Origin of the sequence: Malikia spinosa, from assembly GCF_002980625.1 — a bacterium.
Classification (GTDB): Bacteria; Pseudomonadota; Gammaproteobacteria; order Burkholderiales; family Burkholderiaceae_C; genus Malikia; species Malikia spinosa.
The window spans coordinates 1-17855 of record NZ_PVLR01000033.1 but is presented as its reverse complement, the minus strand read 5'-3'; the positions used below and the strand labels follow the sequence as shown (position 1 = coordinate 17855).

Genomic DNA, 17855 nt, shown 5'->3' with positions numbered 1-17855 from the left:
CGAGGCCGAGGTCATCGAGCTCTACACCGAGTTCTGTGGCGAGGTCCACGGCCCCGACCCGAAGGCACAGCGACGCGAGCGTCTGCGCAAGCGCCAGATCGAGCTGCTGCGGTCACTCGAATCGGCCATGGCCGAGGCGCCGAGTCCGTCGGACTTCGTCGGCGGCTGGTTTGACGAGGCGTTGGCCCGCAAGCTGGACTTGGCGGGATTTCATACGCTGGGCGAGTTGAACGCCCGGGTCAGCACCGGCGGTGCCTGGTACAAGTCCCTTCCAGCGGTGGGCAAGGCCAAGGCGCAGCGCATCGAAGCCTTCCTGCGCACGCTGCTGCCGCGTGAGGCGCAGGCGCTGCCGTTCTTTGGAACGGGCCAGCAGACAGGGCGGGCGCTGGTGCTGTCAGGGCCGGCGTCGTCGGTCCTGGCCGGCAGCCTGCTGGGCGAGGTCACGACCGAGCAGACGGTCGAGGCCTGGATCGCGGCCCGGGCCAATTCCGACGCCACGCGCAAGGTCTACGCGCGGGAAGTCGGACGCTTCCTGGTCTGGTTGCGCCATGAGCGCCCGGGCGTCTCGCCGCAGCAACTAAACGTGCAGGACGCGGTGGCCTTCACCGGCTTCCTGCGCGAGATTCCGTCTCACTTCATTTCACGGCGCAAGGCCTCGCCCGGCGAACTGGGCTGGGCGCCGTTTCGGGGCCAGCTGACACCGGGCAGCCGCAAGCAGGCGCTGATCGTCGTGTCGGCCTGGCTGGACTGGCTGGTCGAGGCCCGGCATGTCGAGGCCAATCCGTTCCGGCTGGTCTCCAGGAAGCAGGGCGATGACCAGGCGGCCACCGGCGAGGTCAAGGCGATCACGGAAGGCGCGATGCAGGCGCTGCTGCGCTACTTCGAGCAGGCGGCGCCGTCCCCGGCCCTCCACCGGATGCGCTTCGTGCTGCGTTTCATCGAATCCATGGGACTGCGGGCCAGCGAGTTACTGGCCGCACGGCTGGGTGACCTGGTCACCCTCCCGGAAGGCCTGGCGCTGAAGGTGCATGGCAAGGGCGCCAAGAACCGGCATGTCACGCTCAACCGTCAGGCCAGGGATGCCCTCAACGACTATCTTGCCGCCCGCGGCCTGGGCGACTTCCTGCAGGCACCTGCCCAGACGCCGATCCTGGCCTCGGCCAGGGACCCTATGACGCCGATCACCTATCCGGCGCTCTACCAGACCGTCAGGCGCTGGCTGGAGAAGGCGGTCTCGGCCGCTGACCTCCCTCGCCACGAAAAGAACCAGCTCTACAAGGCCTCCACCCACTGGCTGCGCCACACCTTTGGCACCCGCCTGATCGAGAAAGGGGCGGCGCCCGATGCGGTGCAGTCGTCCATGGGGCATGCGTCGCCTGTGACGCTGAGCCGCTACACGAGGTCCAGTGCCAAGCGGCAGTTCAGTGAGGTGGCCAAGGTGTTCGGGGAGTGAGGCTCAACAGCAGCCAGGTGCTTGCGCCAATCGCGATGTCGAGCTGTTCAGTCACAGAGCTCTTCCTGGAAGCTTGACCGAGCCGGGCGCTGCTCAGGCGTGGGCTGCTGGGGCCACGCTGAGACGCAGTCCCAGTGCCTTCATCACCTTCATGATCGTGGCCAGACTGGGGTTGCCCTGGCCCGACAGCGCCTTGTACAGCCCCTCGCGGGTCATTCCCGTGTCGCGGGCCAGTTGGGCCATGTTACGTGCCCGGGCAATGTCGCCCAGGGTGGCTGCCAGCAGCGCCGGATCGCCATCCTCGAGCACCAATGCCAGGTAAGCCGCGATGTCGTCCTCGTTCTTCAGGTGTTCGGCCACGTCGAAGGTCGGCAGGTCAGCGATAGAGATCTTGTTGCTCATGGTACTGCTCCTCAAATCAGGTTCTGCGCCAGGGATTTGGCGGCTTCGATGTCACGTGGCTGGCTGCTCTTGTCACCACCACCCAGCATGACCACCAGCACGCTACCTTGTTGCACGTAGTACATGCGCCATCCCGGGCCAAAGAACTCGCGCATCTCCCAGACGCCGTCTCCCACCGGCCTGACGTCGCCCAGATTGCCCAGCGAAACCTTGCGCAAGCGCATCAGCAAGCGCCTGCGGGTCATGTCGTCCTTGATGCCCGCGAACCAGGCATCGAATTGCGGCATCCGCTTGATGGTGATCATATGTAAATTATAGTTATCACCTCATGTTTCGTCAACTCTAGTTCACAGAAAAACAGACATTCAGTAAGCAACTTCACGAGAACGACAGGCCGAAGCGCGGCCCTCGCTGGGTATGCAGGCCTATGACCGGATCTGGCTGCGAGCGACCCTTCGCAGCAGGGCTGAACGTGCAGGACGCGGTGGCCTTCACCAGCTTCCTGCGCGAAATTCCGCCGCACTACCTCTCGCGGCGCAAGGCCGCGCCCGGCGAACTGGGCTGGGCGCCGTTCCGCGGTCAGCTCACGCCAGGCAGCCGCCAGCAGGCGCTGATCGTCGTGTCGGCCTGGCTGGACTGGCATGTCGAGGCGATCACGGAAGGCGCGATGCAGGCGCTGCTGCGCTACTTCGAGCAGGCGGAGCCGTCCCCGGCCCTCCACTGGATGCGCTTCGTGCTGCGTTTCCTCGAATCCATGGGACTGCGGGCCAGCTGGGTCATGTTGCGCGCCCGGGCAATGTCGCCCAGGGTGACCACCAGCAGGGCTGGATCGCCGTCCTCGAGCACCAGTGACAGGTAGGTGCCTGCAGCTGATTTCGGACTTTCTTGGCTATATGTATTTTGGACAGAAGCCAAAAAATACGTTTTATCGTATATTTTAGTCATGATAAATACGGAAAAACGTATCAAGCATCCAGTGACCCTTTCACGCCTGGGCCATGCCTTGCGCCTGCGCCGCGAGCAGCTCGGCATGCCACAGAGCAAGGTGGGAGGCCTGCGCCAGGCGACTGTCTCCAGGATCGAGAACGGCGGCGATGTCACCTTGGACACGCTGATCGGCTACGCCTCGGCGCTGGGCCTCGAGGTGACGCTGGCACCGATCGGGCAAGGCACTTACCTGAAACCAGGCCCGGTCGGAGTCCCTGACCGGCTTGCAGGGGACAAGCCGCTCGACCTGCTCGACGAGTTCGGTGACCTGAGGGACGAGACATGAATGCGGTCAGTACCCTGGCAGTCCACCTGAACGAGGTGCTGGTCGGCTACCTGACTCATTACCCCGACGAAAAGACCCAGTTCGTGATCGACGAGGGCTATCTGGACCTGGGTCAGGATCGACCGATCCTCTCGCTGTCGCTGGCACGTCCGAATGACGAGGCCAGCACCCGGGCGCTGCTGCTCGACAGCCGGCACAAGTTGGCCTCGGTCAAGGCGCCGCCGTTCTTCTCGAACCTGCTGCCCGAGGGCGGGCTGCGACGCACCATTGCCCAGCGCCTCAAGGTCCACGAGGATAGGGAGTTCCTGCTGCTGCGGGCGCTCGGCCGCGATCTGCCCGGAGCCGTGATCACTTCTCCTGCTGAAGTGCAGGTCAATAGCCGAGGCAGGACGACAACCCAGCCGGCTTCTGGCCCTGCCGGGACCGATCTGCTGCACGAGCTCAAGTTCTCGCTGGCGGGCATGCAGATGAAGTTCTCGATGCTGCGCCAGGGCGAGCGCCTGACGCTGGCCGGCGAGCAGGCGCTGGGCAACTACCTGGTCAAGCCGCCATCGCGCGACTTCGAGGCGCTGCCCCTGGTCGAAGCCGCCACGATGCAAGTCGCACAGGCTGCTGGCATCGAGGTGCCCGAGATCCGTCTGGTGCCCGCCAGCCAGATCGACGGCCTGCCCGACCTGCAGGCTTTCGATACGGGTGAACCCTTCTACGCCATCCGCCGCTTCGACCGCCCGGAGTCGACAACCGGAGAGGCTCGCATCCATATCGAAGACTTTGCCCAGGTCTTCAACCTGAGGCCACAGCAGAAATACGGCCAGGTCAACCACGAGATGATTGGTCGAACCCTGCTGCGCTACGCTGGCGGACTGGCCGACCTGCAGGAAATGGCCCGGCGGATGGTGTTCAACGTGCTGATGGGCAACGGCGATGCCCACATCAAGAACTGGTCGCTGATCTACCGCGACCCGACGCGCCCCCGGCTGGCACCGGCCTACGATCTGGTGCCCACCGTAGCCTACATGAGCCGCGAGACCTCGCTGGCACTGAACATGGCCGGCGTCAAGCGCTTTGCTGACATCACGCTGGACAGCTTTGCCGCCTTCCTGACCCGGGTGGGTATTGCTGACCAGGTGCTGGACTCGGTGATGGCGGAGGTGCGGCATGCTGGTCAGCAGGTGCTGCAAGGTTGGCGAGACCGGTTTCATGCGGTCCAGGTACCGCAGCGGCTGATTCAGCGCATCGAGACCCATCAAGCCGGACTGCCGCTCGTTGCCACGCTTGGCGGATAGAACAAAAGGGTGTGAGGTCAGCAACCACATCGTGGCCGGCGTAGGCTGGATCAATTTGTTGACAAGTCCTGGCTTTGTCACATACCCAGGCACGCCAGCACACCCGTGGACGGCCTCCCGGCGGTGTAGCGGCAGGTGATCGGCGTACTTGGCCACCAGCACCTGGGCCAGCAAGGCGGTGGTCGCCAGCCCCTTGTCGATGATGGCCTACGACATTCAATGGCCCGGGCTCAGCCTGGAAGAAAAGCGTGACGGCTACTGCCTGCCCTGCATCGCAAAGCCACTGTACGATTTCGTGATCCAGCGGGCCTGAGCCAAAGCAGGTCAAGAGCGTCAGTACCCTCGCTGCATGAATTTCCAAGCTCATGGTGCCGGCCAATTCAAGCCCGGCACACGCCTGCGACATTACAAGGGTGGCCTCTACGTCGTGGTCGGCAGCTGTCTGATCGAAACCACCCTCAAGCCCGGCATTCCCTACCAGCCTCAACAAGGCGACATGCAGCACGTCACCTGGATGCGCCCAATCTCGGATTTTTAGGAGACGGTCGTAACGGCGGAAGGGAAGGTGCCTCGGTTCGTGATCCTCGATCCCGCCTGAAACGAGACCTGTCCTAAAACATCCTGCGCGTCGACCGCAGTCAAGCCGCTGCCTGCCAATTTTCGTTCGAAGCGGCCTCTACCTTGAAACGACCCGCGATCATGTTGGTCCGGTCCGTGACAGTCTGATCAATAAAGGGATGGTCTTCAGTCCTGAATACTGAATGCTTGCCTTTACTGTGACCCTGTTCGACGAATTCATGCGACACACGTCCAGTGGCGAAGGTTAAGATGGTTTGCGCCGTTGCCGTCATATTTCTCCTCCGTGCTGAATGACTGAATGCAGCGTGCGGTTACGGTTCACCGCAAGACGCTGCAGCTCAGCATCGCGCAGCGCTGTGCGGGCTAAGTGCCGAAGTTCTCAACGGAAATGTTCAACCCCCGATCACTCGTCTGGGCTCTCTACACCCACTGGGATGCGGTGGAGGGTTTTGTGCGCCTGTCGCGCGAGTTTGCCGTGTTCACCAGCGAGCAGGCGTTGAACTGCATCGCCAAGGTGTCGCCTGAGCTCGATGCCGAAGCGCAAGGTGGGGTGCTGCGCACACTGGTCAACGCGGCCGTGTTGCAATCCCTGCCACGCAGTAGCGACCTGCAGATCAATGCTTATGTCCTGGAGTTCGTCAGAGGCCTGACCCGGGAGCACGAGCTGGGCCTGACAGCGGTGCTGCAAGCACGGGTGGCCGCCATCCGCGAGGCCACCGAGGGGCTCAACGAAGGCATGAAGGGCTCGGACAGGGACCGAGTCAGGAGGGCTGCTAGGCAACTGGCCGAGCTGTTCCGACAGATCAGTCAGCAACTGGATCAGGACCGGCACGCCATCCTCGATCTGGCCGAAACCGCCAAGAGTTCCGACAGCAGCATGCCGGTGGCACAGCGCTACCGAAGGGTGCTGGAGGCGTTCGATAAGTATGTCGAGCCGATGAACCAGATGATGGACACCGGACCGGAAGGCACTTTCTATCGCTACCTGGAAGAAGCGGAGCGCTCGCTGGACTGGGCGGTCGAGCAACTGGCCGTCCAAGGCGCCCTGTATACCCACCGCCTGCAACTGAGGCAGGTGGCACACCAAGCCAAGGAATTGCGTCGTTTTGGTCGCCTGGTGGCGCAGCAGTGCGCCGATACCCTGCTGCCCTTGCGAGAGGAACTACGCCAGCACAACGCGCTGAGCAGCGCGGTCAGTGCGCTGTTGGGCCAGGTTCGCAAACGCGGACTCAAGCGCACCTTGGCGCGCAAGACGCCAGACACATCGCTGCCGCTCTGGCGCAACGAGCGTGGCTTCAGGCTGCAACTGGGCGACGAGGTGCGCGGCATCATGGCCGCCGCTCGAAATTATGTGCCCCAGACCGTCGCCTTTCCACAAGGCCTGCCGGTCGAACCCCAGGACCAGCTGGAGCTGGTCGATGAGGCGGGCATTCGCGCCCATCTGCGGCAGAGCCTGCCAGTCGAAAGCCTGCTCGACTGGCTGCAGACACACTATTGCCAGCTGGCGGACACCACCTTGCTGCGCCTGTTCCATGATCTGCAGCACGAAGCGGGCTGGGAGTGCGAGGCTGCACCTGAGGTCAAGGCCACGGAGCTGCACACGGTCCGTGTCCTGCATCACCCACACCGGATGAGTACGGCTACATGAACTACTCCCTCTCGCTGGAATGCATGCCCTCTCTGGCCGAACTATTCCGGCTGTTCTTGTCTGGCAAACACCTGAACCGGATCGCCGAACCTGCCCTGTGGGTCGAACTGGAGCAGCAGGAAGATGCCTACCGCAGCCTGTTTGCAGCGCTGGGCTACGAGCTGCGCCTGGATCGACGGGGATTTGGCTGGTTCCACACCGCCGAGGCCAACAGCCTCATCGGCAAGACCAGCCGCCAACTCGCCTTGCTTTTCATGGTGATTTTCGAAGCTCAGGCGAACGCCGGCAAACCGCTGCTGCGTTTCTCGGACTGGCTGATCGATCGTGAGTGGCTGATGGAGGTCCACGAACAGCAGCAGGAAGTGCTCAATGCCGAAGGCATCGCACCCGACGGTCTGGTGGAACTGATCAACCGGGCCTGCACGCTCGGTTTTGCCTTGTCGGAACCCTCCGGTTGGCGTCTGCTGCCGGCCGTATGCCGCTACCTCGACCATTTCGAGGCACTGGCGGCGACCGAACAGGCAGCACAGCATGATCCAGACCAGCTGATGGACTCCGCTTTCGCCACGGAAGAGGCGAAAGACGAGGAGGATCTGTGATGCAGTTTGGATTCCAGCAGCTGGTGCTGCTCAACAGTGCCGGTTACTCGAGGGCGGAATTGCCGCTCGATGGCGCAGTCTCGCTAGTCGCGCCGAACAACAGGGGCAAGACCAGCCTGATCAACGCCCTGCAGTTCCTGCTGATCATTGACCGGCGCCGCATGGATTTTGGCGCCCACGATGTAGACAAGAGCCGGCGTTTCTATTTCCCGCACAACAGCTCCTATGTGCTGCTGGAGGTCTCGCTGCCGGAGTCCGGCACCATGGTGCTGGGCTGTGTCGGCAAAGGGGTGAGTTTCGATTACGAATACTTTGCTTATGCCGGACAGCTCAATGTCGAGGAATTCCGGCTACCGGATGGTTCGCTGGTACCGCAGCCGCAGCTGGCCAGCCATCTGGCGACGCACCAGCGCCGGGTCTTCAGCTACAGCAGCAATGAGTTTGCCAACATGGTCTACGGGGGGCGCAGCCGCAAGCTGGTCGGCCAGCAGGATTTCTGTGTCTTCCGCCTGGAGCATGCCAATGATGCGGCCACCTTCCAGCGTGTCCTGACCCGAACGTTGAGGCTGGACAAGCTGCGCTCCAGCGAGGTGAAGGACTACCTGCTGCAGATCTTCCAGCGCGACTTGCCTGATGCCAGCATCGACTTCAAGGCAGAATGGGACAAGGCGTTTGCCGAGCTCAATGCCGAGCGCAGCCAGTATCTCGCCGCAGTCAGGCTGCAGCAGGTCCTGGAGGAGCTGGAGCAGCGGCAGCAGGAGCGCATGGAACTGCGCGGCAAGCTGCTGGTCTGGCGGCCGATGATTGAGGACGCGCTGGCTCAGTGGCAACGGCATTTCGAAACCCGTCAGCGGGAATTCGAACATCAGCAGGAGCAACTCGGTGGTGAACTGCTGCGCCTGCGTGCGCAGGACATTGAGCTGGCCCTGGAGAAAAAATCCCTTGAGCAGGAGCAGTCCAGGCTTTGGCAGGAACGCGAACGCCTGTCCGGCTTGCAGCAGCGTTTCGCGCTGGTTCCGGAGAAATTCCTCCTGGAGGATCGCCGCCAGGAACTGGAGGCTGAGCGGGATGCCTTGATTTTCAGGATCGGCCAGGCAGAGAGCCGCGAGCCCAAGGCGATCCGGCGCGAACTTCAACGCCTGGCGCAGGAGCTGGCCCAGCTAGGCCAGGAAATGCGGACCCAAGGCTGCAGTCTGTACCAGCAACTGGCTACCCATCTGCCACCCGAACAACTCGCAGCACTGAACAAGGTATTGGCAAGACCCGTGCTGTCGCTGGGCGCAGACGCCTTTGCACTGAACGCCCAGAACTTGACCGCGGCACTCGAGCACACGGACGAACGCAAGTTCGCTCTGCCGGGCCTGCAGCTTCGCCTGGACGAATTGCCTGTGCAGTACCAGCAGCGCACGCTCGCTGAACTGGCTGAACTGCAGCAGGAGCAGGAGCAACACCAGCGGCTTCTCGAGCAACAGCTCGCCACCGCAGAGGCGCTGGAAACGGTCAAGCAGCAGCGCCTGGCACTGGAGCAGCAGCTGGCTCAGCTGGATACCGAGTTGCGTGACTACACGGAGATGCAGACTCTGCAGAAGAACGAAGCCGGGCGACAGGACAGGCTGGCTGAGCTCACCGGGATGCTGACCGGGCTGGCACTGACGCTGTCCCAATCGGCAGATCGTCTCAAGGCGCTCGATCAGCAACGCCAGCAACTGCAGCAGGGTCTGTCTTCGCTTGCACAACAGCACCGCCAGATCGAGCAGCGACGCAACCTGCGCCAGGATCAAGAAGGCCAGTTCGTCTGGCTGGCCGAGCTGCCGCACCATCCCTGGCTGGGACAGCCGCAGTTTGAGCTCGACGAGCTCGCCGAACGCCTGCAGACCTATCTCTCGGACTGCCGCCGCCTCAAGGACTTGGATGAAAAGATCCGTCATCTGCTCAGCGAGGTCCACAGCGGTGGCCTGACGAAATACCAGTCCGTCGCCGATGCAGAAGACGAGATCGCGCGCCTGGTCGACTTTGCTCACCATCTGCAGCAGGAAGCCGAAGCGCTGGAAAAGAAGGCGAGAACGGCCGTGGTGAGCGTGGCAGCCTGCCTGCGTGAATTGCGCGATGGCCTGCTGTCCTTCAAGCAGCGCATGCGTGAATTCAACCGCAAGATCAGTGGCCGGCAACTCTCCGATCTTGCCGTTTTCAAGATCGAGCCCGAGGATGAGACGGCGTTGGTCGAGGCCATCGAGCGCCTGATCGAGACCGCCCAGACCGTAGGTGCCGGCGAGAGCTTCGAGCTGTTCAACCACCAGAGCGTGCTCGACGATGAGCAGCTCAACCGCGCCAAGACCCTGCTGGTCGAGGAAGGCAATGCGCGGCACGGATTGCGCGTGGCCGATCTGTTCCGGCTGCGCTTCCGGGTGGGCAAGGCAGGCCGCGAGGCCGAATCGTTCGATGACCTCGACAGCGCGGCGTCCAACGGCACGGTCCTGATGGCCAAGCTGATTACGGGCTTGGCAATGCTGCACCTGATGCAGGATCAGCGCCGGCCCATCCAGGGCGTCTGCTATCTGGACGAGGCCCTGGCACTGGATTCCAGCAATCAGCGCAGCCTGATCGAGACGGCCGCCGAGTTCGGCTTCTCGCTGATCTTTGCGTCGCCCGCCCCCCTCACGACCGTGCGCTACTGTGTGCCGATCCATCATCGGCAGGGCAGCAATCAGATCAGCCGAGTGAGCTGGCAGATCCTCGAACCACTGGAGGCCTGATGAACGACAAGGTGCTGCTGGCGGCACTCGCCAAGCTGCATGCCCAAGCAGGGTTGCCGGCCAGCCAGTTCACCGCCGCGCAGCGAAGCGCGCTAGACCGATTTGCTCGCCAGACCGGAGCAGTGCGCTCCCAGCGCCAAGGCCGTGGCGAGAATTACCGGGTCGTCGATCCGGCACTCTTTGCCACCCATTTGTCAGCGCTCTCGCCTGACGTTGATGCCGGCGCAGCCAAGCAGATTCCGCTTCGCGCCCGGCTGATCGCCCGGGCCCGCGACAGCAAGTCTGGCGCCCATCAGCACGAGCACTACTACCTGCTGCTCAAGGGGGTAGGGGAAGGCGTGGTGTGGCGCGAGAGCCGCCGGGACATCGAGTTGCCACTGTCCCATGTCACGTTCGATTTCGGTGCCGCGACCTTGAAGGTCGACGCTAACGATGCGTGGGCAACCGAGGACGATCTTTGGTTGGTGGAAAACCAGGCACTGTTCGACCGTACCGACTGGCTGCCCGAGAACACGAAGGCGACGGTCGCCTACTACGGCGGACAGCTCAACGGAATCTTGCTCAACTGGCTCGGTAGCCGAGCTCGAGCAGGCCAGGTGATACATTTTCCCGATTACGATGGGACAGGCCTGGCCAACTTCAGTCGGCTGCATGCCATGCTGGGAGATGCCTGCCGTTTCTGGTTGATGCCGGACTGGTCGGAAAAACTGGACTGCTACGGCAGTACCCAGCTGTGGCGGAATACGCTGCGCGACTTCACCAGTGCGCGCCAGCGGCTGCCGGAATATCTGATGCCGTTGACTCGGCAGATGCTTCATACCGGCCGAGCCCTTGAACAGGAATCGGTCTGGCTCTGCGGAGTCGGCCGCTGAAGGCAAACTGATGGTGCTGCCGTGTTGCCAGAGGAGCCACATGCACCGTGGCACTGTTTGCAAGCTTTGTTGCTGAAGCTGAACTGATTCAGGCCCTCTTTGTGGGCTCGCAGTCCAAGGGGTCAGTTTGTCTGCAATCGACCGGGCGTTACCTCGGAACGGTTTACGTCCCTTTCTGCGGATTCTTCCCCGGCTCCGGCTCCACCGCCAGCAAGGCCTTGAGCTTGGGCATGACCGTGCGCCACCGCTCGGCTGGCACTGTGTCGAGGCGCTCGGCCTTGATGAGTTCGAGCACCGCCTTCTGGTTCTTCTCGCGCTCGCGGCGCTGCTGCTCGCGCTGACGTTCCTCGAGCTTGTGCAACTTCTCGCGCTGATGGGCGATTTCCTCGTACAGCGTCCTGGCCTTGCGTGCCGTCTTGACGCTACCGGTTTCTTCTTCCATGGCGACCTCCCTGAACTGTCGATCCGGGACGGAATTCAGCTGAATCGGGCTGCAACCCATCCGACCCGGATCGGCTGCATTCTATCGATTGGATGGAATTCTTCCACTGGAGCCTGGTGACAAGAAACGGGATTCCTTCCATAGTTTTCAGGGCAAGCCCCGCACCCCATGGAATTGGTCACACATTACGCAACCTGGTTGAAATCGTGAAATTCCTAGCGCTAGTAAATGATTCATTGTTTAACACCTGGCACGATCGTGTTAAACACCTGCCCCGATTCAGACGTGCAAGCCGTTGAAAGGAAACAGGAAATGCCAAAAATCCGAAATTCAGACGACAGCGGATCCAAGTTCATCGGACTGCGGCTGCATCGCGACACCGCAGAGTTCTACAGCAAGCGCGCCAAGGCAGCCGGCACCACGCTTTCAGAGTTCTTGCGCAACATGATCGTGCAGGGAATGATCGCGGAATCGGCGTATGAGATCGAACAGAGGATGCGCCGCCTGCTTGATGAAATTCATGCTGGCGGGCAGACTGGCGAACGGGCTGGAATTCCCGACGAATTGCTGTTGTCGGTCTTCATGTCGGAATACCTGCTGACTGCCATTATCGAGGCGCGTGACATCCAGAAGCTCTACGAGGCCCAGGATGCCGCCAAGGCCAGGCTCGCGGAATTGAAGGGAGGCACGGATGGCAAGACGTGAGGACAAGGGGCGCATGGGCAGCTTCGCCCGCGGCTCCGAACTGTGGATGCACCAGGCCCGGCTGTTCGTGGTCGCCATCGGTACGGTTGTGCTGCTGTCAGTGCTGGTCGGGCTCGCGGTCACATCGGGCTATTTCTGGCACGCGACCACGGCTGCCGAGAAGTACGCGCTCGAGCGAAATGTGCTCGCGCGCACCCGCGATGTGCTGGGCATGACGGCCGGCAAGATGGAGCTGCATATTGAGGGTCAGCTGCGCCTGCTGGAGGTTGAACAGGTGGCCCGCCTGACCCAAGCGCTGGCGGAGGAAGGCTGGAGAAAATTGCGCAACGGCGGCCTGTTCGGGGTCCTGAGCGCGGCCGGATTTGTCTTCCTGGTCTCGCTCTACTGGTGGGGCTACGGCCGCGCCAAGATGCAGGACCGCCAGCTGCGTGGCGCCCAGCTGGTCGCCGGCCCTGAGCTCGCCATGCTGGTGCGCCAGCGCAAGGAAGCCAGCCCCTACGAGATCGCCGGCGTGCCGATGCGCCTGAAGTCGGAAACCCTGCACACGCTGCTGGCCGGCGCCCAGGGCACCGGCAAGTCCCAGCAGTTCTTCGCGCTGATGAAGCAGGTCCGGGCACAAGGCAAGCGCATGATCGTGTACGACCCGACCGGAGAATTCACCCAGGCCTTCTACCGCGCAGGCAAGGACATCCTGATGAACCCGCTCGATGCGCGCAGCCCGAACTGGAACGTCTGGCAGGAGATTGCCAAGGACTACCACTACGACAACATCGCCAACGGCCTGATTCCGGATCCGGCCGGCTCCGATCCGTTCTGGGCCCATGCCGGGCGCATGCTGCTCAAGGACGTGATCGTGGTACTGGGCAAGAAAGGCAAGCGCACCAACCGCGAGCTCTACCACGCGATCGCCAAGACCAATCTCGAGGACCTGCACAAGCTCTTGCAGGGAATGGCGGGCGCGAGCTATGTCGACCCAACCACCGAGCGCACCGGCATGTCGCTCGGGGTGCAGGACTTCTCCCAGCTCTACGAGATCTATGGCCACAACCTGGCCAAGACCATCATCTCCGGCTGCCAGACCAAGCTGCTGCTGCGCTTCACCGATGGGGCCGCGGCCAAACTGCTGTCCGATCTGATGGGCCAGGCCGTCATCTTGTGACTCTGGTGGTGGCATATGGAATGCAGACGGGGTTCAGGTTTTCCATATCAGGAACAGGGAGGAAGCAATGGCAAAGAAGAAGACAGGCTTGCTGGAAGATGTAGCTGGCATCGCCGCCACCTTTCCGTGGTGGGTCGGATGTGTTCTGGCAGCACTGGCATACGGGGTCTTGCACCGCTACGCGGCAAGCGAAGCGGTCAGCAGCGCAGTCCCGGGACAGGTCGGGCAGTTGGTCATCAAGCGCACTGCCAGGCAGGGAACGAACATCGGCAACCATTTCTGGGGTTGTGCGACCTTCCCGAAATGCCGTGGCGTCAGAGCCGTTGAATGACGCCTCTCCATCCGGGATTCGCATGCTGTGGCTGCTGTAGGACCTTGTTTTTCCTGCAGCGCCAAGGAATGCCTGATGCTAATCACTGCGTAAGTAACATTTTAAGTGCCTCGAACTGGTCTGCGCACCTTTCAGCAAGGCGGCAGGATTGAGATGCCGGTTGAATTCGTGCCCCAGCTCCCTGCCTCAGCCATCGTTCCTGTCCCGATCCTTTCGATCGACCTCCCTCGTCACGAGAAGGCGCCGCTCCACAAGGCCGCGACGCACTGGCTGCGCCACACCTCTGCCACCCGGCTGATCAAGAGAGGGGCTGTGCCCGATGCTGTGCAGTCATCGAGGGCACGCCTTGCCCGTGACGCTGAGCCGCTATACCCGGTCCAGCGCCAAGCGGCAGTTCAGCGAGGTGGCCAATGTGTTCGGGGAGTGAGGACGCAACAGGAGACCAGTGCTTCACCAGCACGACGCTCCACATGGAAAGATCGTAAAATCGATCTATTAGAATATTAACCTCGTTTTAAGTGACATGAAAGTTAGCCAGTCCGCCATCCTTTCCAGCAGCCAGCTGAAAGAGTGTGCCCAGCTCGGGCAGCAACTGGCTCGCCTGCGCCTGGCACGCAGGGTCAAGCAGACGGACGCTGCCCTGCGCGCCGGGCTTTCGCGCAACACCGTCTACCGCCTCGAAAAGGGCGACCCCGGCCTGGCATTCGGGCAGATCCTGCGCTACCTGGAGGCGATTGCCCCGGGTAGCACCCTACTGGATCTTCTGTCCGAAAACGACCCCGCCTTGCTGGCCCTATCCGCCCGGGAGAAGACCCAGCGCGTACGCGACCTGTCTGCGACCGAGCTCAAAGAGCTCGACTTCTGAAGGAGCGACCCGCATGGCAGCCAAAGCGCTCAAGCTGATGGTCTTCGCACACCTGGGCCAGGACTGGGCGCCCTGTGGTCAGCTGCTGATGACGGAACAGGGGCCGAACGTCCTGGCGTCCAGCTTTGCCTACGGCCTGAACTACCTGCGCCGCATTGATGCGCTCGAAGTCGACCCGGTGAGCCTGGGCATTCAGGATCGGACCGCGGTGCAGGGCAAGCGGCTGCTGCCGGCCAACGGCCTGCCGCTCTTCGGCGGCATCCGCGATGCGGCACCGGACTCCTGGGGACGACGCGTCATCGAGGCCAAGCTCAAGGTTCCAACCAACAGCCTGCCCGAGTCGCAGTACCTGCTGCATGCCGGCAGCGACCGGGTCGGTGCGCTCGACATTCGCGAATCCATCCATGACGGCCCGACGCCGGGCAACAGCGGCACTCATGCGCTGGAGCATCTGATGGATGCCGCCGAACGCATCGAGGCAGGCTTGCCGATTCCGGCGTACCTGGAAGCCATCTTCATGGACGGCACGGCGCTGGGCGGCGCACGCCCCAAGGCCTCGGTGCGCGATGAGGACGGCGTGCTGTGGCTGGCCAAGTTCTCCAGCCGCCATGACGGCTTCGACATCCCGGCGATCGAATGCGCCGCACTGCGCCTGGCGGCTGCGGCAGGACTGACCGTGCCACCGGTAGAAGTACGCACGATAGGCCGACGCAAGGTCATGCTCATCCGCCGCTTTGACCGCTACTGGGCCGAGCCAGGCCAGGCGCTGGGGTTGAAGGACGATCTGCTGACGGCACAGCCGGGGGAAGTCAAGGCCGAACACCGCATGGGCTTTGTCAGCGGTCTCACGATGGCCGGCTGCGACGAGACCGAATCGCGCACGAAGGCCTACACAGACCTCGCGCTGACTGTGCGAAGGCACTGCCACACGAGCGTCATCCGCGCGGATAACGCGGAGCTGTTCAAGCGCATGGTTTACAACGTCCTGGTCAGCAACGACGACGACCACCTGCGCAACCACGGCTTCCTCTGGGACCCGCGCCTGGCCGGCTGGCGGCTGAGCCCGCTCTATGACGTGTTGCCGAGACCCAGCCTCGCGTCGGAACGGTTCCTGCATCTGGGTGTAGGTCCGCAAGGGAGACTGGCCACGCTCGACAACGCCCTCGCCTCGCATGAGATGTTCACCCTGTCGCGCGCTGCGGCATGCGAGATGATTGCCGACATCTGGCGCGTCGTGCGCGAGTGGCGGGTCTACTTCGAGGGTTTCGGCGTCCCGGCGCAAGAGATCGAGAAGATTGCACCGGCGTTCCGCCACCTCGACGAGGTGACGACGCCGGCGCTGCGCAAACTGTTGCCTTGATGGTGTTGCGACAGTCATGGGCGTGGCTTAGCACACCGTGTGTGCAATGATCGACGGAAATCTGCCAGCAGTTGACCATCACCGAACCAATTGAGTCGATGACGGGTTCAGGCTGGGAGCGGTCAGAAAAAACATCGCCGCGACCGGCAGGTTTCGGCCAAGAGCGGGCACTGGCGTGATGTCGAAGCGGACGCTCAACGTTTGACATGAGAGGCGGCGCCCGGCTTGCTGGGCGACGTCCTCTCGATGGAAGGGTTAGGCCGCACTAGCGCTGGTAGTCTCGTAGAGCGCCTGCGCTTCTTCATCTGATGGCTCTATCACGTGGATTCGAAGCAGGCCGGACGCAATTGCTGGACCGAAGTCTCTCTGGAGTCTGTCGAGATATGAGCCGTTCGAACGCGAGCTCATCTCGGGTAGATTGATCAGCAAAAGAGCCAGGTAGACGTTGGCCGTTTTTAGCACCTTGTAGTGATGAAGCTTGGCCAGCATTACATAGAGGCGATCTCTAAACATCATGCTCGCATAGGCTGTGAATCGTGCCTCGATGAATACTTCTGAGTCTGACGTGTTGATGTATCCATCGAAGATTGGAGTTACATCAGTGATTGGGTCAATGCCACTGAACTGTGTCGAAAGTTTTGCCTCCTCAATCAGATTGAAGGCTTGCAGATTCTGCGAGGAGACAAACTTTGCGATTGCCAGCTGCTCCGCCTTGCGTCGATTGAGCGTTCTTTCTTGTGCTTGCGGTACGGCTATCGGCGGTGCAGGTTGATCTTCGGCTTTCTTGCTTTCGATTTCTTCTGGATCTGCTTTCCGAACTGTCAAGAGTTCCGCCAAGTTCGTCGGCAATCCAACAATATTTGTGCTGGACTGCTTCTGGGATATGTTGGTAGAAATCGCTATGAGATGGCCTCGAAGTTCAGAGTTCTCCTGCTTCAGCTTGGTGGTTTCAACCTCCTTCTTCTTGAGGTCTCTGGAAACACTGACAAGCTGACCAATCGAGAAGTTGTCGAAGAGTTCGCTCAATACGAGAACTAGGATGAAGGCGAGGATGACCAGAAGTCCCGCGGATATGTCTGCCTTCGGTTCCACGAAGAAGAACCGATACACCACGAGAGTCCCGAGGAAAGCGCAGAACGCGATGATGAGCGCCCGGACGAACCAATTGGTGGTTTTCGTGTTTTCCATAGGTGGTGAGGGTGGGGTTATGCGGCCTAACGTAAAGGTGAGCGGCGCACAACGGCAGGGCGCTGCGAGGTGCATGCTGCGTCAGCGCGCCTCGTGGCGCCCTGCCGTTGTGTGTCCGTCTCGACCGACAAGTTAAACATCACAACCCACCTTGCTTCACTTCAGTTCAATTCTGCCGTGGCGACCGATTTCGCCGATCGCCCAAATCGCTGCGATTTGCCTCTCAGATCCCGAACCTGCCCCTTCGTAGATTGACACGAGCTTTTGGAGTGCGGTCTGCCCACCCGCGGTGCCAAGTGCCTTAATGGCTTCAGTCTGCCTGGCAGACCCGGCCCCAGCGCCGTCATAGATTTTAATCAATTTCGCGACGGCGGGATCACCGCCGCAACGACCGATGGCTGCTATGGCCGCTACCTGGCGCTCCGATCCTGCCCCGGCTCCGTCGTAGATGGCGACTAGCTTGCGAAATGCGGCTTCGTTCAGACTCATTGGCATGTGCCCTCCTAAAAAATTGTGATGTTTAACGTAATGTAGACCGCACTCAGGCGCAGGCCATATCTGGCGCCTGCGGTCTAAGTTGGGAAAGAAGAAGTGGCGCAAGCGGCCTGCCATCAGGCCGGGCGCCCAGGTTGTAGTACAAACGTCTGATACTAAATTCAGTCATGAAACCCGCCGCCCCTGTGTTGCGCCGCACGGTTGCCGTATCAGGTCCGTGAGCGAATTTGTTACAAACACTATAGCCTGCGCACCAAGGTAGCCTAGGTGCAGTGGGTGCGAATGTTTGTCATAGTGCGCGGTTTTCGGCACCCGCGCGGCATGGGGCGCGAGGAGATCGAGGACTACCTGGTCATGCTGGCCAACGAGCCTCGGGTAGCGGTACCCACGCACAATCAGGCGTTGAGCGCGTTGCTGTATGCCACTAGAGCGTGTTATGGACTTT

Annotated in this window: 22 protein-coding genes and 1 pseudogene; 15 read left to right on the top strand and 8 right to left on the bottom strand. The window is 61.8% G+C overall.

Annotation, left to right across the window (positions count from 1 at the left end; all coding sequences use genetic code 11):
* Window positions 1-1453 (top strand): tyrosine-type recombinase/integrase (locus tag C6P61_RS11815; RefSeq protein WP_105730134.1); only part of this gene is annotated, 1453 nt, incomplete at its 5' end.
* Window positions 1454-1546: 93 nt separating this feature from the next.
* Here C6P61_RS11815 and C6P61_RS11810 read toward each other — a convergent pair.
* From C6P61_RS11810 to C6P61_RS18315, 3 genes are all read right to left on the bottom strand, one after another.
* Window positions 1547-1855: an addiction module antidote protein gene (locus C6P61_RS11810; RefSeq protein WP_105730133.1), complete on the bottom strand. Its 309-nt coding sequence runs from the start codon at window positions 1853-1855 to the stop codon at window positions 1547-1549.
* An 11-nt stretch (window positions 1856-1866) separates the two neighbouring features.
* Window positions 1867-2160 carry a type II toxin-antitoxin system RelE/ParE family toxin gene (locus tag C6P61_RS11805; protein ID WP_105730132.1) on the bottom strand — a complete coding sequence of 98 codons (294 nt, stop codon included), beginning with the start codon at window positions 2158-2160 and terminating at the stop codon, window positions 1867-1869.
* A gap of 379 nt (window positions 2161-2539) precedes the next feature.
* Entirely contained in the window at window positions 2540-2800 is a 261-nt protein-coding gene (locus tag C6P61_RS18315; protein ID WP_342352623.1) for a helix-turn-helix domain-containing transcriptional regulator, read from the bottom strand.
* Window positions 2801-2831: 31 nt separating this feature from the next.
* Here C6P61_RS18315 and C6P61_RS11795 point away from each other — a divergent pair, with 31 nt between their 5' ends.
* Together C6P61_RS11795 and C6P61_RS11790 are read left to right on the top strand one after the other, a co-directional pair.
* Window positions 2832-3128 carry a helix-turn-helix domain-containing protein gene (locus C6P61_RS11795; RefSeq protein WP_202428151.1) on the top strand — a complete coding sequence of 99 codons (297 nt, stop codon included), beginning with the start codon at window positions 2832-2834 and terminating at the stop codon, window positions 3126-3128.
* On the top strand, window positions 3125-4414 hold the full coding sequence (locus C6P61_RS11790) for a type II toxin-antitoxin system HipA family toxin (protein WP_105730130.1): 1290 nt from the start codon (window positions 3125-3127) through the stop codon (window positions 4412-4414). The genes C6P61_RS11795 and C6P61_RS11790 overlap by 4 nt, the downstream gene beginning before the upstream one ends.
* Window positions 4415-4504: 90 nt before the next feature.
* Here C6P61_RS11790 and C6P61_RS18185 read toward each other — a convergent pair.
* Window positions 4505-4618 (bottom strand): annotated as a pseudogene (locus C6P61_RS18185) (IS66 family transposase); the annotation flags it as partial.
* On the opposite strand from C6P61_RS18185, the gene C6P61_RS18385 reads away from it, so the two are divergent.
* Both C6P61_RS18385 and C6P61_RS11785 read left to right on the top strand, forming a co-directional pair.
* The gene (locus C6P61_RS18385) at window positions 4563-4727 is read left to right on the top strand and encodes a hypothetical protein (RefSeq protein ID WP_170067381.1); all 165 of its coding nucleotides are present in this window, start codon (window positions 4563-4565) and stop codon (window positions 4725-4727) included. The pseudogene C6P61_RS18185 and the gene C6P61_RS18385 sit on opposite strands and share 56 nt — an antisense overlap.
* Window positions 4728-4763: 36 nt before the next feature.
* Window positions 4764-4952 carry a DUF1653 domain-containing protein gene (locus tag C6P61_RS11785; RefSeq protein WP_105730129.1) on the top strand — a complete coding sequence of 63 codons (189 nt, stop codon included), beginning with the start codon at window positions 4764-4766 and terminating at the stop codon, window positions 4950-4952.
* A 100-nt stretch (window positions 4953-5052) separates the two neighbouring features.
* Here C6P61_RS11785 and C6P61_RS17730 read toward each other — a convergent pair whose 3' ends face one another.
* On the bottom strand, window positions 5053-5265 hold the full coding sequence (locus C6P61_RS17730; protein WP_146115047.1) for a hypothetical protein: 213 nt from the start codon (window positions 5263-5265) through the stop codon (window positions 5053-5055).
* A 116-nt stretch (window positions 5266-5381) separates the two neighbouring features.
* Between C6P61_RS17730 and C6P61_RS11780 the strand changes: the two genes are divergently transcribed.
* Genes C6P61_RS11780 through C6P61_RS11765 form a run of 4 tightly spaced genes read left to right on the top strand, consistent with a single transcriptional unit; the run spans window position 5382 to window position 10865 of the window.
* Window positions 5382-6641 carry a hypothetical protein gene (locus C6P61_RS11780; protein WP_105730128.1) on the top strand — a complete coding sequence of 420 codons (1260 nt, stop codon included), beginning with the start codon at window positions 5382-5384 and terminating at the stop codon, window positions 6639-6641.
* Window positions 6638-7240 carry a condensin complex protein MksE gene (locus C6P61_RS11775; RefSeq protein ID WP_105730127.1) on the top strand — a complete coding sequence of 201 codons (603 nt, stop codon included), beginning with the start codon at window positions 6638-6640 and terminating at the stop codon, window positions 7238-7240. Before C6P61_RS11780 ends, C6P61_RS11775 begins: the two co-directional genes overlap by 4 nt.
* Window positions 7240-9993: a coiled-coil domain-containing protein gene (locus C6P61_RS11770; RefSeq protein WP_105730126.1), complete on the top strand. Its 2754-nt coding sequence runs from the start codon at window positions 7240-7242 to the stop codon at window positions 9991-9993. The genes C6P61_RS11775 and C6P61_RS11770 overlap by 1 nt, the downstream gene beginning before the upstream one ends.
* Window positions 9993-10865: a DUF7281 domain-containing protein gene (locus C6P61_RS11765; RefSeq protein WP_105730125.1), complete on the top strand. Its 873-nt coding sequence runs from the start codon at window positions 9993-9995 to the stop codon at window positions 10863-10865. Before C6P61_RS11770 ends, C6P61_RS11765 begins: the two co-directional genes overlap by 1 nt.
* A 163-nt stretch (window positions 10866-11028) precedes the next feature.
* On the opposite strand, the gene C6P61_RS11760 is transcribed toward C6P61_RS11765, so the two are convergent.
* Window positions 11029-11307 carry a hypothetical protein gene (locus tag C6P61_RS11760; protein WP_105730135.1) on the bottom strand — a complete coding sequence of 93 codons (279 nt, stop codon included), beginning with the start codon at window positions 11305-11307 and terminating at the stop codon, window positions 11029-11031.
* Window positions 11308-11619: 312 nt separating this feature from the next.
* Here C6P61_RS11760 and C6P61_RS11755 point away from each other — a divergent pair, with 312 nt between their 5' ends.
* The 5 genes from C6P61_RS11755 (at window position 11620) to C6P61_RS11735 (ending at window position 15727) form a co-directional block, all read left to right on the top strand.
* Window positions 11620-12012, top strand: a complete 393-nt coding sequence (locus tag C6P61_RS11755; RefSeq protein ID WP_105730124.1) for a hypothetical protein — start codon at window positions 11620-11622, stop codon at window positions 12010-12012.
* Window positions 11999-13171, top strand: coding sequence for a type IV secretion system DNA-binding domain-containing protein (locus C6P61_RS11750; RefSeq protein ID WP_105730123.1), 1173 nt, complete (start codon window positions 11999-12001; stop codon window positions 13169-13171). The genes C6P61_RS11755 and C6P61_RS11750 overlap by 14 nt, the downstream gene beginning before the upstream one ends.
* A 67-nt stretch (window positions 13172-13238) precedes the next feature.
* Entirely contained in the window at window positions 13239-13502 is a 264-nt protein-coding gene (locus C6P61_RS11745) for a hypothetical protein (protein WP_105730122.1), read from the top strand.
* A 523-nt stretch (window positions 13503-14025) separates the two neighbouring features.
* Window positions 14026-14367: a helix-turn-helix domain-containing protein gene (locus tag C6P61_RS11740; RefSeq protein ID WP_105730121.1), complete on the top strand. Its 342-nt coding sequence runs from the start codon at window positions 14026-14028 to the stop codon at window positions 14365-14367.
* A gap of 13 nt (window positions 14368-14380) precedes the next feature.
* Window positions 14381-15727, top strand: a complete 1347-nt coding sequence (locus C6P61_RS11735) for a type II toxin-antitoxin system HipA family toxin (RefSeq protein ID WP_105730120.1) — start codon at window positions 14381-14383, stop codon at window positions 15725-15727.
* Between the two features lie 255 nt (window positions 15728-15982).
* Here C6P61_RS11735 and C6P61_RS11730 read toward each other — a convergent pair whose 3' ends face one another.
* Together C6P61_RS11730 and C6P61_RS11725 are read right to left on the bottom strand one after the other, a co-directional pair.
* Window positions 15983-16915, bottom strand: a complete 933-nt coding sequence (locus C6P61_RS11730) for a hypothetical protein (RefSeq protein WP_105730119.1) — start codon at window positions 16913-16915, stop codon at window positions 15983-15985.
* A 156-nt stretch (window positions 16916-17071) separates the two neighbouring features.
* Entirely contained in the window at window positions 17072-17404 is a 333-nt protein-coding gene (locus tag C6P61_RS11725) for a hypothetical protein (protein ID WP_105730118.1), read from the bottom strand.
* A gap of 288 nt (window positions 17405-17692) precedes the next feature.
* Here C6P61_RS11725 and C6P61_RS18380 point away from each other — a divergent pair.
* The coding region (locus C6P61_RS18380) for a phage integrase N-terminal SAM-like domain-containing protein (RefSeq protein ID WP_211296975.1) at window positions 17693-17855 on the top strand (163 nt) is incomplete at its 3' end.